Below are 12,870 nucleotides of genomic sequence, written 5' to 3'. Positions count from 1 at the left end.
GCTTTTTGTTTACGATCTGTGTCGCATAATATGGTCAAGAGGCTGGCGCGGAAGACCGCGGTCACGGTCGACACCATGCGGCGCCACCTACCGCAGACAGGGTGCACGGAATGCCCACCATCGCCCGCAGACGGGTTCCGGTCTCGGTTGCGATCATCGTCGCCGCATTGCTTGCGATCGCCGTGTGCGGCGCAGCGTTGATCACCGGCGCGCGCATGCATGGCGCGTTTTCGCGCGCCGACCGTACTCAAGAGATCATCGGGGCCGTCGACGGCATCCTGATCACGCTGCTGAATGCCGAAACCAGCCAGCGCGGCTTCATCCTGACCGGCGAGAACCACTATCTGGACCCCTATGACCAGTCGGACCGGATTCTGCGCAAACGATTGGCCGAACTGGACGTTCTGCTGGCCGAGCATCCCGACCAGAGATCGCGGCTGGCCCTGCTGACCGGCCTTGCCAACAGCAAGATGGCCGAGCTTGCCGAAAGCATCGGCGTGCGACGGTCGGGCGGAATGGATGCGGCTCTGGGGATGGTCCGCACCAACCATGGCGCGGAAATCATGGACGCGATCCGCGGCGTCACCCGCGACATCCTGAACGAAGAGCGTGCCAGGCTGGATGCCGATTATCAGGCGGTTCTGGCGCATTTCCAGCGGGCCGGCATTCTTGGCGGGATCACCATCTTCACCATCACCCTGGTGCTGTATTTTCACCTGCGCGCCCAGGCGCAGGCGCAGCACCGCCAGCAGGCCATGACCCAGGCGCTGGCACAGGCCAACGAGACGCTGGAACGGCGGGTGGCCGAGCGGACCGCGGAACTGAAGACGGCGAATGATTTCAAATCGCGGTTCCTGGCCAATGTCAGCCATGAACTGCGCACGCCGCTGAACGCCATCATCGGCTATGCCGGCGCCATCGCCGCCGAGATCGCCGGCCCGCTGGGGAATGACAGATACAAGGGCTTCGCCCGTCAGATCGATATCAGCGGCCGGCATCTGCTGCACATGATCAACGACGTGCTCGACTTCGCCAAGATCGAGGCCGGCCATCTGGAACTGAAGATCGAAGCGCTGGACCCGGTGGCGCTGGCAACCGGCTGCGTGGACATGGTGCAGCCACTGGCCGACGCCGCCGGCCTGGCCATCGATGTCGAGAGCGACATGGCCCCGGCCAGCATCGATGCCGATCCGCTGCGCATCCGGCAGGTGCTGCTGAACCTGCTGTCGAACGCCATCAAGTTCACGCCCGAAGGCCGGCGCATTCATCTGTGGCTGGGCCCGCCGCCCCCCGAGGCGGCCGACCGCCGCCTGCTGATCCGGCTGCGCGACGAAGGCATCGGCATGACCGCCGAGGACATCGCGGTGGCGATGACCCCCTTCGCGCAGGTGAACAACGCCATGGGCCGCAAACAGGCCGGCACCGGGTTGGGCCTGCCGCTGGCACGGTTTCTGGTCCACCGGCATGGCGGGCAGATCGAGGTATCGAGCACCCCCGGCGAGGGCACCCTGGTCGAGATCATGCTCTGACCGCGACCGACCACGCACCCGATGCACCGCTGTTCCATCAGACAGAACATGACCGCGCACCCCTTCCACCAGGGGCGGCACACGCCTATGCTGCCGCGCGATACGCAATGAACGATGCCGGCGCAGGCCGGCTGGCTTAGAAACCACAAGGGAGACGCCCCAGATGCGCAATCTGTTCGACATCAGCGGCAAGGTGGCGCTGGTCACCGGCGGTTCACGCGGCATCGGCGAGATGATCGCCACCGGCTATGTCGAGAACGGCGCCACGGTCTATGTATCGTCGCGCAAGGCCCAGGTCTGCCAGCAGATCGCCGACAAGCTGTCTGAGCGCGGCACCTGCATCGCGCTGCCCGCCGACGTCTCGACCGTCGAGGGCATCAAGGGCCTGGCCGCGGAACTTGCCGCCCGCGAACAGAGGCTCGACATTCTGGTCAACAATGCCGGCGCCACCTGGGGCGCCGATATCGACGACTATCCGGAAAGCGGCTGGGACAAGGTCGTGGACCTGAACATGAAGTCGGTGTTCTTCATGACCCAGACCCTGTTGCCGATGCTGCGCGCCGCCGCCACCGCCGAGGCACCGTCGCGAGTGATCAACATCGCCTCGATCAACGGCATCAACCCGCCCTTCCTGGATACCTATGCCTATTCGTCGTCGAAGGCCGGCTGCATCATGCTGACCCGCCATCTGGCCAAGCGGCTGGCGGCCGAGCACATCCTGGTCAACGCCATCGCCCCCGGCCCCTTCCCCAGCCAGATGATGGCCGCCACCCTGGCGGAGCGCGGCGACGAGGTGGTGGCCGAAGTGCCGCGCGGCCGCATCGGCCAGCCGGAAGACATCGCCGGCGTCGCGATCTTCCTGGCTTCGCGCGCATCCGCCTATACCACCGGCGCCACCATCCCCTGCGACGGCGGCGCGGCGGAGGTGTGATCCCGGCCGGGCCGGTGTGCGCGCCGCGCGCGCCGGCCCGGATCTGCCGCTTGCACCCGATTTCGTATACCAAGTACAATTCACCGAATGCCTTCCGCCCCAACCGGGCACCCTTCGCCCCACCCAGACGGGATGATTTTTGAGCGATGCCGCGCCCCGACGACGGACCGCGCCTTGGCGAGACCCACAGCCCGCTGCATGAGCGGGTGCGCGCCGAGATCCGCAAGGCCATCCTGACCGGGGCGATGAAGCCGGGCGACCGGCTGATCGAAGACCGGCTGGCCGATATCTATGGGGTGTCGCGCAACCCGGTGCGCGAGGCCATCCGGGGGCTTGCGACCGAGGGGCTGGTCGAGGTTCTGCCCCGGCGCGGCGCGCTGGTCGCCCGCATGAACCCCGATGAAGCACGCGAGACGATCGAGGTGCGCGCCCTTCTGGAAGGCCAGACCGCCCGGATGGCGGCGCGGCGCCGCGACCCCGAGATGCTGCGCCGGATCGGCGATATTCTGGCGCGGGGCGATGCCGCGATGGCACAGGGCCGCGACGATCTTCTGGCCGGGCTGAACCTGGATTTCCACCGCGCCCTTGCCGAGGCCGGCCACAACCGGGTGTTGCAGGATCTGATGACCGGCCTGCGCGACCGCACCGCCGCCCTGTTCGCCGCCGACACCCCCGCCCGGCGCCGCGACGCCTGGGCCGACCATACCGGGATACTGGAAGCGGTGATCGCCGGCGACGAGGATCTGGCGGCGGCACGGGCCGCCGCCCATGTCGCCCGCGCCGGCGATGGGTTCCTGAGCGGCCAGATCGCCCCCCTGTAGCAGGCGCCGCCCCTATATGGCAGCCATCGGCCCTATTATATCATCTGCCTGATCAGCAGCAGCGCCGCCGCGGCCCCCGACAGGGCCAGCACCAGCCAGCGCATGCCTGCGCGCGGCAGCCGCGACGCCAGCGGGCCCGAGATGGCGAAGCCCGCCGCCAGCGGCAGCGCCAGCCAGGCGCCCAATGTGAGATCATGCAGGCCGAACCGGCCGACCGCCGCCAGGGCCGCGATCGAGATCAGCGTGCCCGCCACCAGATAGGCGCCGATGGTGGCGCGCAGTGCCGGTGCATCGGCGTTCTGATAGACCAGCGCGATCGGCGGCGTGCCGACCGAGGTGATCGTGCCCATGAAGCCCGATACCAGCCCGGCTGCGAACAGCTTACCCGGCGACGGCACGATGCGCCGGCCGCGAAGCGTGACGACGACGCTCATCGCCACCCCGGCCAGAATGACCAGCGCGAACACGATCGACAGCATGCGCAGGGGCAGCACCCCGATCAGGGTGGCCGCCAGGATCGAGGTCGGCAACCGGCCGGCCAGCGCGAAGCCCAGCCCCTTGGGGTCGAGCGCCGCGCGTTCCCGGGCCACCGCCAGAACCGCCACCATCAGCCCCAGCAGCAGCATCGGGCCGGGCAGCAGTTCCGGCATCAGGATCGCCATCACCGGCGCCGCCACCATGCCGAAGCCGACGCCGCCAGTGCCCTGCAGGCAGGCCGCCACGGCGATGACCACCGCCGCGATCAGCCAGTCCTGCGTGATCACGCCCATTCTGTGGCTCCTTTACTAGAAACAATTCCATATTGTCTTTTGTATACAAATATGGATACCACGTCGCCGGATCATTGACAACGGGCTGGATCGGGGGTCCGATCGGGGGGCTGGATCGGGGGGACCGCCCCGGAAGGGCCGCCCCTGCCCCGCCGGTCAATGCCCGTTGCCACCGCGCGCCAGCCGGGTTTCGACGGCCTGGATCGCCAGATAGATCACCAGCGAGATCACCGCCAGGATCACGATCGCGGCCATCACCATATCCATGCGGAAGATCTGGCTGCCATAGACGATCAGATAGCCCAGCCCGGCATTGGCCGACTGGAATTCCCCCACGATCACCCCCACCAGCGCCAGACCGGCATTGGCCTTCAGCGTCGCGATGAAGGTGGCAAGATTGGCCGGCAGCACCACTTTGCGCAGAATCTGGCCACGGCTGGCACCGAGTGTGCGCACCAGCTTGATCTTGTTCGGATCGGTCTGCACGAAGCCGGTGTACATCATCAGAATGGTGATGAACACGGCAACCGCCACCGCAACCGCATAGATCGATTGAGCAGGCCCCAGCCAGATATAGAAAATCGGTACCAGCGCGATCTTGGGCAGGGCATTGGCCACCACCAGAAACGGGTCCAGCACCCGCTGCACCATCGGCCACGACCACAAGGCCAGGGCGGCGGCGGTGCCGAGCACCATCGACAGGGTGAAGCTGATCACGGTTTCCATCACCGTGACACCGACATGCAGGCCAAGATCGCCCTCGTCGATCAGCACCACGAAACCGTCCCAGACCGCCGTGGGATGGCTGGTCAGCATCGGGTTGACCAGACCCAGGCGGGGTGCTGCCTCCCACATCGCCAGCACCGCCATCACCAGCAGCAGCCGCCAGCCGATCACCGCCAGCCGGTCGCGGCGGCGATCGGCCAGCCAGCGGGCATAGGCCGGGCTCGGCGCCGGCGCATCGGCCGCGGCCACCTGGATGGCGGCGCCGGTGGCCGCAACGGTGGCACCTTTCGCGTCACTCTGCATGAACGTCCAGCTCCTCCCAGACGGTGTTGAACAGATGCGGAAATTCTGGGGTCTCGCGAACCGCCAGCGCCCGTGGCCGCACACCACCGGCGCTGGGAAAGCCGATGTCGTGCACGGCCCGGATCCGGCCGGGCCTGCGGCTGAGCACCACCACCCGGTCGGCCATGCTGATCGCTTCGGGAATGTCGTGGGTGACCAGGATCGCGGTCTTGCCCTCGCGCCGGATGATGTCGGCGATTTCATCCGACAAGGTCAGCCGGGTCTGGAAATCCAGCGCCGAGAACGGCTCGTCGAGCAGCAGGATATCGGGGTCCATGCACATGGTCCGCGCCAGGGCCGCGCGCTGGCGCATGCCGCCCGACAACTGCCCCGGCTTGTGATCCATGAAATCGCCCAGGCCATAGCGGATCAGCAGATCCCGCGCCCGGTCGCGCGCCGCCGCCATGTCGCCGCCGCGCAGTTCCGGCCCCAGCAGGGTGTTTTCCAGAATTGTGCGCCATTCGAACAACGTGTCCTGCTGCAACATGAAGCCGACCCGACGGCCCGGCCCGGTGACCGGCACATCATCGATCAGCACCGTGCCGGCGCTGGGCGACGCCAATCCGGCCAGCAGCGACAGCAGCGTGCTCTTGCCGCAGCCCGACTGGCCAACGATGGCGACGAATTCGCCGGCGGCAATGTCGAGGTCGATGCCACACAGCGCCTCGGTTTCGCCGCGCGGGCTGAAATAGCGCAGGCCCACGCCCCGAAAGGCGATCCGGGGCACTGGCCGGACGGTGACCGCATCGCCATCGGCCAGGCGCTTCGCCGTATCAACGGTTATCGTGATGGTCATTGCGCGGCCGCCCTGGCGAAGGCCGGCGCCACCACATCCTCATAGGCGACGCGCGCATCCGGCTTCAGGATGCCGGCATCGACGAGCAGGGTCTGAAGGCTGTCGATGGCCGCCGGCTCGACCAGCGGCGTGGCTTTCCAGATTCCGGCGCTGCGGTGGCGCACCACGCTGTCGGCGATCAACCCGGTATCGACGCCCGGGAAATAGGGCGCCAGAACATCGGCGACCGCCGCCGGATCGACGGTTGCCGTCCAGGCCAGACCCTGGGCGATGGCATCGGTCCAGCCCTGGATAAGCGCGGGGTTCCGGTCGATGAACGGTTCGGTCGCGACGAACACGGTGTAGTCGATCGGCCCGACCGCGTTGCCGACATTCGCCACCGCCCGGCCCTTGCCCTCGACCTCGATCCGCGACACGTCGGGCTCGAAGAAGGTGCCGTAATCGGCGGTGCCGGCCATGAACGCCCCCACCCGCGCCGGGATCGCTGTGTTGGTGATCAGTTCGACATCGGTTTCCGGGTCCAGCCCCGCCTTGCGCAGCGCCGCTTCCATGAACAGCCCCGGCGCGCTGCCCTTGCGCCACGACATGATCCGGGCACCCTTCAGGCCCGACCAGTCGAAGCTGCCATCGGCGCCGACACCGGGCTTGTCGTCATGCGCCATCAGAAACGATCCGTCGGTGGCGGTGAGGCCGCTGAAGATCCGGGTCTTCACCGGCGAGCGGCCGCCGGCGATATAGATCGCGGTTTCCGGCCCGACCAGCACGATATCGGCCGATCCCGACAGCAGGGCCGCCGTCGCCTTGTCGCTGCCCTGCGAGACCCCGAAATCGACCTTGATGCCGTGATCGGCGAAGAAGCCTTTGCCGTCGGCCACGTAGAGCGGCGCATAGAACAGCGAATGGATCGGCTCCATGAAGCTGACCTTGGTCAGGTCTGCGGCACCGGCGGTTGCCGGCGCGATCAGGAGCGGCGCCAGCGCCAGGACAAGCGCGCCCGCATGCCAGCACAGGCGGTGACCGGGGGCGGAGGTGTGAGAGGTGTGAAAGGTGTGGGCCGGGCGGCCGGGTGCTTGCATAGGCGTGTCACTGCTGACCATCGTCTGTCACTTCCATCCCATTGCGTTGTGCGGCGGGCATCCGCGGATGCTGGGGGCAGATGGCGGAACGCAAGGATCGGGCCAGATCCGGCTTGTTCGCATACTGTCCACTGTATACGATTTAGCGGCCCCCTTGAGCGGCGCATCGCTGAACCGGTGGCGCCAGACTGCACAGGAATTGATCATATGCATGATTATGTGATGCCGGAATGGGCATTGAACCGGGTGGTCGCCCGTCAGGGCGCGGCGCTGGTCCACGATCGGGTTCCGGCTGTCGAGACGGCGCTGGTGGTCATCGATCTTCAATCATGGTTCATGGAACCCGGCATGCCGGCCGAGGTGCCGGCCGCCCGCGGCATCGTCGGCAATGTCAACCGGCTGGCGGCGGGGCTGCGCGCGGCCGGCGGCACGGTGGTCTGGGTGCGGACCCTGTTCACCGAACAGGCGCTGGCCGAGCTGTCGCATTTTCACCAGGTGCTGATGCTGCCCGAGCGGATGCGGGCGCGATCGGCGGCCCTGCATGTGCAGGCGGCACCATCCTTTCTGTGGCCGGAGCTGGATGTGCGGCCGGATGATCTGGTGGTCGGCAAAACCCGCTACAGCGCCTTCATTCAAGGCGCGTCGGACCTGCACGCACAGTTGCAGGCACGCGGCGTCACCGCCGTGGCGGTCGCCGGCACCATGACCAATGTCTGCTGCGACAGCACCGCCCGCGACGCCATGATGCTGAACTATCGCACCACCATGGTCTCCGACGCCAATGCCAGCCTGACCGCCGAGGAACATGCCGGCGCCCTGACCCATTTCGCGCTGCAATTCGGCGACGTCACCACCACCGACGCTCTGGTTGCCCGCTGGCAGGCGCCGACCGGCGATATCCCCCGCCCTTGACTCGATGATTTCGATATGCGTTAAATATTGCATCAGACGTTAAGGAGATGTCGCCATGACCGATCCCTTCCGCCGCCCGACCTTCGGGTCGGCCGTGTTTTATGACGATCCGTTCGCCGCACTCGACTGGCTGGAAGCGGCGTTCGGCTTCGAACGGACAATGGTGATCACCGATGCCGAGGGCAAACTGGCCCATTCCGAAATGGGTTATGGCGACGGCTATGTCATGATCGGCCCGATCTGGAACGACGACGTCGCAAGCCCCGGGCAGTTGGGTGGCCGCAACACCCAGACGGTTCATGTCCAGTTGACCGACGGCATCGACGCGCATTGCGCCCGCGCCGAAGCGGCCGGGGCGGTGATCGTGCGGCCGCTGGCGACGCAGTTCTATGGCGACCGCACCTATTGCGCCCGCGACCCGGAAGGCCATGTCTGGAGCTTCGGCCAGACCGTGGCCACGGTCGGCCGCGCCGAGGCCGAGGCGGCGAGCGGCTTGACCATCGACGGCTGGCCCGACCAGCCGGCCGGATCGCGATGAGCGGCGCGGCCGGCGCCGGCATCGATCAGGTTCTGGCGGCGCTGGCCGATCCGCATCGGCGCATGGTGGTGGAGCGGCTGCGCGTCCGGCCGCATCGGGCCGGCGACCTGGCCAGGGCCACGGGGTTGAGCGCGCCGGCGATGAGCCGGCACCTGCGCGCGCTGCGCGAAAGCGGGCTGATCGAGGAAAGCCACCCCGATTTCGATGCGCGGGTGCGGATCTATCGGCTGTGCCCGGAACCCATGGCCCGGCTGAAGGCCTGGGTCGACCAGATGGATCAGCTGTGGAGCCAGCAGCTTGCCGCCTTCAAGGCCCATGTCGAGGCGGACACGGCCGACACCACGGATGGAAGCGACGCCGAATGAGCGGATCCGAAATCCTGATCGCCCTGCGCATCCAGGCCCCGGCGGCGCGGGTGTTTCGCGCCTTCGTCGAGGATATCGGCCTGTGGTGGCAGCCGAGCGGCCTGTTTCAGTTTACCGCCGGCCCGCCGGGGCGACTGGCCTTCGATCCGCCGGGCGCCGGCGGCCGGCTGGTGGAGTGCAAGCCCGACGGTTCGGTGTTCGATATCGGCCACATCACCGACTGGCAGCCGCCGGCACGGCTGGCCTTCACCTGGCGGCAGGCCAGTTTCAGCCCCGACCAGAACACCCATGTGACGGTCAGCTTCGACACGGTGGGCGACCAGACGCGGGTGAGCGTGCGCCATCGCGGCTGGGATGTCATCCCGATCAGCCATGCCGCCCGCCACAATTTTCCCGATGCCGTCTTCCTGCATCGCCATGGCGGGTTCTGGCGCCGGCAGATGCAGGCTCTGGCACAGCGGCTGACATCGCCGGACAGCATTGGACACCGACCATGACCAACAGATGGCTGATCGGCGCGCAACTGGTGCTGCCCTCCCTGGTGCTGGCCGCCCTGGTGCTGCCCCTGCTGACATTGGCGCTGCAGGCGGCGCCAGCCCAGGCCCGGCCGATCTGCACGGTGATCATGCGCGCCGACAGCGGCGAGCGGCTGGTGGAGGATGGCGACTGCACCAGCCGGGTGACGCCGGCATCGACCTTCAAGATCGCGCTGAGCCTGATGGGCTTCGATGCCGGCATTCTGACCGGGCCGCATGCGCCGGTCTGGCCCTATCGACCGGGCTATGTCGCCTGGGGCGGCGCCGCCTGGACGCAGGACACCGATCCCGACCGCTGGATGACCCATTCCGTGGTCTGGTATTCGCAGCAGATCACCCGTGCGCTGGGGATGGAGCGGTTGCAACGCTATGCGACCGCGTTCCGTTACGGCAATGCCGACATGTCGGGCGATGCCGGCGCGGATAACGGGCTCGACCGGGCATGGATTGGCTCGTCGCTGACAATCTCACCGCGCGAGCAGGTGGCGTTCCTGGCCGATCTGGTCAAGGGCCGGCTGCCGGTTTCGGCCGAGGCCCATGCCATGACCCGGCGGCTCCTGGAGCGGACCAGCCCGGGCGATGGCTGGACCATCGCCGGCAAGACCGGCGCCGCCCTGCCCCGCCGCCCCGATGGCGGGCTGGATCGCGGGCGCGGCTGGGGCTGGTATGTCGGCTGGGCCCGGCGCGGCGACGAGACGCTGGTGTTCGCGACCCTGGCGCAGGACGACCCCGCCGAGGCCGGCGGGCCGGCCACGGGATCGCCCGGCAAGCGCCGCCGCGACGCGTTCCTTCAGGCCTGGCCCACCCTGATCGCCGGCCGCCCCTGATCGCCGGCCATCATGGCGACGGCTGATCAGGCAGCCGGCGCCGTGAACCGGTCATAGGTGAACAGCGACAGGTCGTGGCGGCTGGTGCCGGTGGTGGCCAGATCGGCCAGCACCTCGCCCATCACACTGGCGAATTTGAAGCCATGGCCGGAACAGGGCGACGCCACCACCACCTCGGGATGCCCCGGCAGGGTGTCGACGACGAAATGTTCATCCGGCGTGTTGGTGAACAGGCAGGCGGCCAGCCGCAGGATCGGCCCATCGGCTTCGGGGAAACAGGCCCGGATCACCCGGCGCAGCGCCTCTTCATCGGCCGGGGTGGGTTCGCGCGACAGGTGGTCGGCATGGCCGCGCTCGCGGAAATGATTGTACAGCCCGATCTTGAAGCCCGGAATGCCCCAGCTCGGGAACTGATAGACATGGCCCAGATCGGTGGCCACATTCGACACCGGAAACACCGCCGGCGTGAACAGCTCCGGCCGCCGGGGCAGGAACCAGCCCAGCACCTGACGTTCGGGCACCGCGGTGCCGGCAAGCCCCGGCACCAGATCGGCGATCCATGCCCCGGCCGACACGATCACGCGGCCGGCCTCATAGCGGCCGCGATCGGTGACCACCACCACCCGGCCATTGCCCGGCTCGATACCCAGCACGGTTTCACGCGCATGCAGTTGCGCGCCGGCCGCCACCGCCAGCGAGACATGCGCCAGGATCGCCCGTTCCGAGGCCACGAAGCCGCCATCGGGCTGATAGACCCCGGCATGACCATCGGGCAGGCGATAGCCGGGAAAGCGACGGTTGATCTCGGCCGCGGTCAGAACCTCGTGGGGCAGATCATGCTCAAGACAGGCGGCCAGCGCGCCGGTGACGATGCGGCCATCCGCCGGTCCGCCATCGATACCACCGGTGATGTAGAGCAGTTGCTCGCCCGCCAGCGCCTCGGTCTCGCGCCACAGCGCATAGGCCCGGCGCAGCAGCGGCACGTATTTCGGGTGCTCGAAATAGGCCAGCCGGATGATCCGGTTCAGCCCGTGCGACGAGCCCATGCTGTGGCCGATATCGAACCGCTCGATCCCCAGCACCGACTGTCCGCGCCGCGCGAGCTGCCACAACGCCGCCGATCCCATGCCGCCAATCCCGATGACGATCGTGTCGAAATGCTGCACGGCTCTGATCCCGCAAATGGTGTGTGCCCGAAGCGGTCAGACTATCAGCGCGACCGGCGAGGGAACAGGGGGAATGGCCGGATCAGTCGGCATCCGGTTCAGCGGGACCGGCCGCCGCCGCGGACCGGGCGGCATCGACCTGGATATCCACCCGGAACAGCGCGCGGCGGCCGGAATGCGTCACCTGTTCGGCGATCAGGGTATCCGTGCCGGCGAAGCCGGCATCGGGGGTATAGTACAGGCGGCGCACAGGTACCTGATGTGTGCAGTGCGCCCAGCGCGCGGCCGGGTTCAGCGCCGAGACCGCCGCCGTCTCGACGACACCTTCAAGCACCCCGTGGCGGGGCTGATAGACGATCTCGTGGGCGGCCAGTGGTGTCGCGACGCAACCCTTGTTCCATCGCGTCTCTGTCCACAGCACCGTTCGCGTGCCGGGCCGGACCGTGACCCGGCGGAGCATCCAGGCAGCGGCGCGAGAGGGCGGCGCATCGGGGATCGCCCCATCCTGCGACAGCAGGCGGCAGCCCTCGGCACCGCTGGACATGCATTGCGCCATGGCACGCCCGGCAGCGTCCTCGATGCTGTCCTGATAGGCCACCGCCCATACATCGCCATTCGCGGCAACGCTGATCGCCCGGTGGTCGGCGGCGTTGAGATACCAGAACCAGACCTTGGCGCCGGTGGTGCCGAGCGGGTCGGGCACGGCCGACATCAGCGGGCGCGGCTCGTCGGCCAGACCGTCACGATATGCAGCACCCGACCGGGCAAGGAACGCCGCCACCCGCGGGCGCCACAATGGCTGGCCGCCGCTGGCGATCAGAGCGTGGCCATCATCATGGCCCAGCACATGGCCGACCATCTCCAGCCGGGCCGGCGCGCCGGCATCGGTATAGGCGGCGAACATCAGCGCCACCTGTCGTGGCGAGAATGCCTGATCCTCGTCGGAATACATGAACAAGGCCGGCGCCCGCGCCGTGGCGCCATATGTCCGATGCGCCGACATCAGTTCGGTTTCGTTGCAGTTCTGATGAAAGCGCCGGGTGGCGAGGGCACCATGGCCGCCCGACATGTTGATCACCGCCGCCAATCCGGGCGGCGGATCGGCCGCCAGAGCCAGCACCGCGAAACCACCACCCGACACCCCGGCGGCGATGGTGCCGGTTGGCAGCACATCGGGCCGCGCCTGCATCGCCTGGATCACCGCGCGATAATCGTCGGCATCGGCCTGACCGCTTTCGGCATAATCACCAATGCTGTTGCCGCGGCAATCATTGGCCCTGCCGCTGAAATGACCGGTGGATGAACCATATCCCCGCCGCGCCATGATGACCGTGAGATAGCCATGACGGGCAAGATCGATCGCGAAGGGAAGATAGGCCCGCAGCATCCCATGCTCACGATCCATCCGGCTCGTCGTGGTCCCGTGGGACACGACCGCCAGCGGAAACCGCCCCGGCCCCGGCGGCCGGACAACGTTCGCCTCCAGCACCTAGAGTGATTTTCGCGTCCTCAGGTCCACGAAAACCACTCTAGAT

14 protein-coding genes are annotated in these 12,870 nt (G+C 67.8%); 8 read left to right on the top strand and 6 right to left on the bottom strand.

Going from position 1 to position 12,870, the window contains the following annotated elements; all coding sequences use genetic code 11:
• Window positions 1-110 precede the first annotated feature (110 nt).
• The 3 genes from WG924_RS06445 to WG924_RS06435 all read left to right on the top strand — a co-directional run bounded on the left by WG924_RS06445 (window position 111) and on the right by WG924_RS06435 (window position 3,281).
• Window positions 111-1,529 carry a sensor histidine kinase gene (locus tag WG924_RS06445; protein WP_345932176.1) on the top strand — a complete coding sequence of 473 codons (1,419 nt, stop codon included), beginning with the start codon at window positions 111-113 and terminating at the stop codon, window positions 1,527-1,529.
• Between the two features lie 163 nt (window positions 1,530-1,692).
• The gene (locus WG924_RS06440; RefSeq protein WP_345932175.1) at window positions 1,693-2,460 is read left to right on the top strand and encodes an SDR family oxidoreductase; all 768 of its coding nucleotides are present in this window, start codon (window positions 1,693-1,695) and stop codon (window positions 2,458-2,460) included.
• A gap of 146 nt (window positions 2,461-2,606) precedes the next feature.
• Window positions 2,607-3,281, top strand: coding sequence for a GntR family transcriptional regulator (locus WG924_RS06435; protein WP_345932174.1), 675 nt, complete (start codon window positions 2,607-2,609; stop codon window positions 3,279-3,281).
• Window positions 3,282-3,316: 35 nt separating this feature from the next.
• Here the strand turns inward: WG924_RS06435 and WG924_RS06430 are convergent, their stop codons facing one another.
• The 4 genes from WG924_RS06430 to WG924_RS06415 all read right to left on the bottom strand — a co-directional run bounded on the left by WG924_RS06430 (window position 3,317) and on the right by WG924_RS06415 (window position 6,991).
• On the bottom strand, window positions 3,317-4,051 hold the full coding sequence (locus WG924_RS06430) for a sulfite exporter TauE/SafE family protein (RefSeq protein ID WP_345932173.1): 735 nt from the start codon (window positions 4,049-4,051) through the stop codon (window positions 3,317-3,319).
• A 156-nt stretch (window positions 4,052-4,207) separates the two neighbouring features.
• The gene (locus tag WG924_RS06425) at window positions 4,208-5,080 is read right to left on the bottom strand and encodes an ABC transporter permease (protein ID WP_345932172.1); all 873 of its coding nucleotides are present in this window, start codon (window positions 5,078-5,080) and stop codon (window positions 4,208-4,210) included.
• Window positions 5,070-5,915 carry an ABC transporter ATP-binding protein gene (locus tag WG924_RS06420; protein WP_345932171.1) on the bottom strand — a complete coding sequence of 282 codons (846 nt, stop codon included), beginning with the start codon at window positions 5,913-5,915 and terminating at the stop codon, window positions 5,070-5,072. Before WG924_RS06420 ends, WG924_RS06425 begins: the two co-directional genes overlap by 11 nt.
• On the bottom strand, window positions 5,912-6,991 hold the full coding sequence (locus WG924_RS06415) for an ABC transporter substrate-binding protein (protein ID WP_345932170.1): 1,080 nt from the start codon (window positions 6,989-6,991) through the stop codon (window positions 5,912-5,914). Before WG924_RS06415 ends, WG924_RS06420 begins: the two co-directional genes overlap by 4 nt.
• A 207-nt stretch (window positions 6,992-7,198) precedes the next feature.
• Between WG924_RS06415 and WG924_RS06410 the strand changes: the two genes are divergently transcribed.
• From WG924_RS06410 to blaOXA, 5 genes are read left to right on the top strand one after another with little or no spacing between them, the layout of a single operon-like run.
• Window positions 7,199-7,903, top strand: coding sequence for a cysteine hydrolase family protein (locus WG924_RS06410; protein ID WP_345932169.1), 705 nt, complete (start codon window positions 7,199-7,201; stop codon window positions 7,901-7,903).
• Window positions 7,904-7,958: 55 nt separating this feature from the next.
• Window positions 7,959-8,441 (top strand): VOC family protein, encoded by a 483-nt coding sequence (locus WG924_RS06405; RefSeq protein WP_345932168.1) that lies wholly within the window; start codon window positions 7,959-7,961, stop codon window positions 8,439-8,441.
• Complete coding sequence (locus tag WG924_RS06400; protein WP_345932167.1) at window positions 8,438-8,806, top strand: ArsR/SmtB family transcription factor; 369 nt, start codon at window positions 8,438-8,440, stop codon at window positions 8,804-8,806. The genes WG924_RS06405 and WG924_RS06400 overlap by 4 nt, the downstream gene beginning before the upstream one ends.
• Window positions 8,803-9,303: an SRPBCC domain-containing protein gene (locus WG924_RS06395; RefSeq protein WP_345932166.1), complete on the top strand. Its 501-nt coding sequence runs from the start codon at window positions 8,803-8,805 to the stop codon at window positions 9,301-9,303. Before WG924_RS06400 ends, WG924_RS06395 begins: the two co-directional genes overlap by 4 nt.
• Window positions 9,300-10,169, top strand: a complete 870-nt coding sequence (blaOXA, locus tag WG924_RS06390; protein ID WP_345932165.1) for a class D beta-lactamase — start codon at window positions 9,300-9,302, stop codon at window positions 10,167-10,169. The genes WG924_RS06395 and blaOXA overlap by 4 nt, the downstream gene beginning before the upstream one ends.
• A gap of 26 nt (window positions 10,170-10,195) precedes the next feature.
• Here the strand turns inward: blaOXA and solA are convergent, their stop codons facing one another.
• Window positions 10,196-11,335, bottom strand: a complete 1,140-nt coding sequence (solA, locus tag WG924_RS06385; protein ID WP_345932164.1) for an N-methyl-L-tryptophan oxidase — start codon at window positions 11,333-11,335, stop codon at window positions 10,196-10,198.
• An 82-nt stretch (window positions 11,336-11,417) separates the two neighbouring features.
• Window positions 11,418-12,824, bottom strand: coding sequence for an alpha/beta hydrolase family protein (locus WG924_RS06380; protein ID WP_345932163.1), 1,407 nt, complete (start codon window positions 12,822-12,824; stop codon window positions 11,418-11,420).
• Between the last annotated feature and the right edge of the window lie 46 nt (window positions 12,825-12,870).

The sequence above is a fragment of the Tistrella arctica genome (assembly GCF_039630945.1).
Classification (GTDB): Bacteria; Pseudomonadota; Alphaproteobacteria; order Tistrellales; family Tistrellaceae; genus Tistrella; species Tistrella bauzanensis.
This window is presented reverse-complemented; position numbering and strand designations above follow the sequence as displayed.

Excerpts from the sequence above, each read along its gene's own strand:
- WG924_RS06445 (WP_345932176.1), top strand. The coding sequence starts at position 111 with ATGCCCACCATCGCCCGCAGACGGGTTCCGGTCTCGGTTGCGATCATC.
- WG924_RS06440 (WP_345932175.1), top strand. The coding sequence starts at position 1,693 with ATGCGCAATCTGTTCGACATCAGCGGCAAGGTGGCGCTGGTCACCGGC.
- WG924_RS06435 (WP_345932174.1), top strand. The coding sequence starts at position 2,607 with ATGCCGCGCCCCGACGACGGACCGCGCCTTGGCGAGACCCACAGCCCG.
- WG924_RS06430 (WP_345932173.1), bottom strand. The coding sequence starts at position 4,051 with ATGGGCGTGATCACGCAGGACTGGCTGATCGCGGCGGTGGTCATCGCC.
- WG924_RS06425 (WP_345932172.1), bottom strand. The coding sequence starts at position 5,080 with ATGCAGAGTGACGCGAAAGGTGCCACCGTTGCGGCCACCGGCGCCGCC.
- WG924_RS06420 (WP_345932171.1), bottom strand. The coding sequence starts at position 5,915 with ATGACCATCACGATAACCGTTGATACGGCGAAGCGCCTGGCCGATGGC.
- WG924_RS06415 (WP_345932170.1), bottom strand. The coding sequence starts at position 6,991 with ATGCAAGCACCCGGCCGCCCGGCCCACACCTTTCACACCTCTCACACC.
- WG924_RS06410 (WP_345932169.1), top strand. The coding sequence starts at position 7,199 with ATGCATGATTATGTGATGCCGGAATGGGCATTGAACCGGGTGGTCGCC.
- WG924_RS06405 (WP_345932168.1), top strand. The coding sequence starts at position 7,959 with ATGACCGATCCCTTCCGCCGCCCGACCTTCGGGTCGGCCGTGTTTTAT.
- WG924_RS06400 (WP_345932167.1), top strand. The coding sequence starts at position 8,438 with ATGAGCGGCGCGGCCGGCGCCGGCATCGATCAGGTTCTGGCGGCGCTG.
- WG924_RS06395 (WP_345932166.1), top strand. The coding sequence starts at position 8,803 with ATGAGCGGATCCGAAATCCTGATCGCCCTGCGCATCCAGGCCCCGGCG.
- blaOXA (WP_345932165.1), top strand. The coding sequence starts at position 9,300 with ATGACCAACAGATGGCTGATCGGCGCGCAACTGGTGCTGCCCTCCCTG.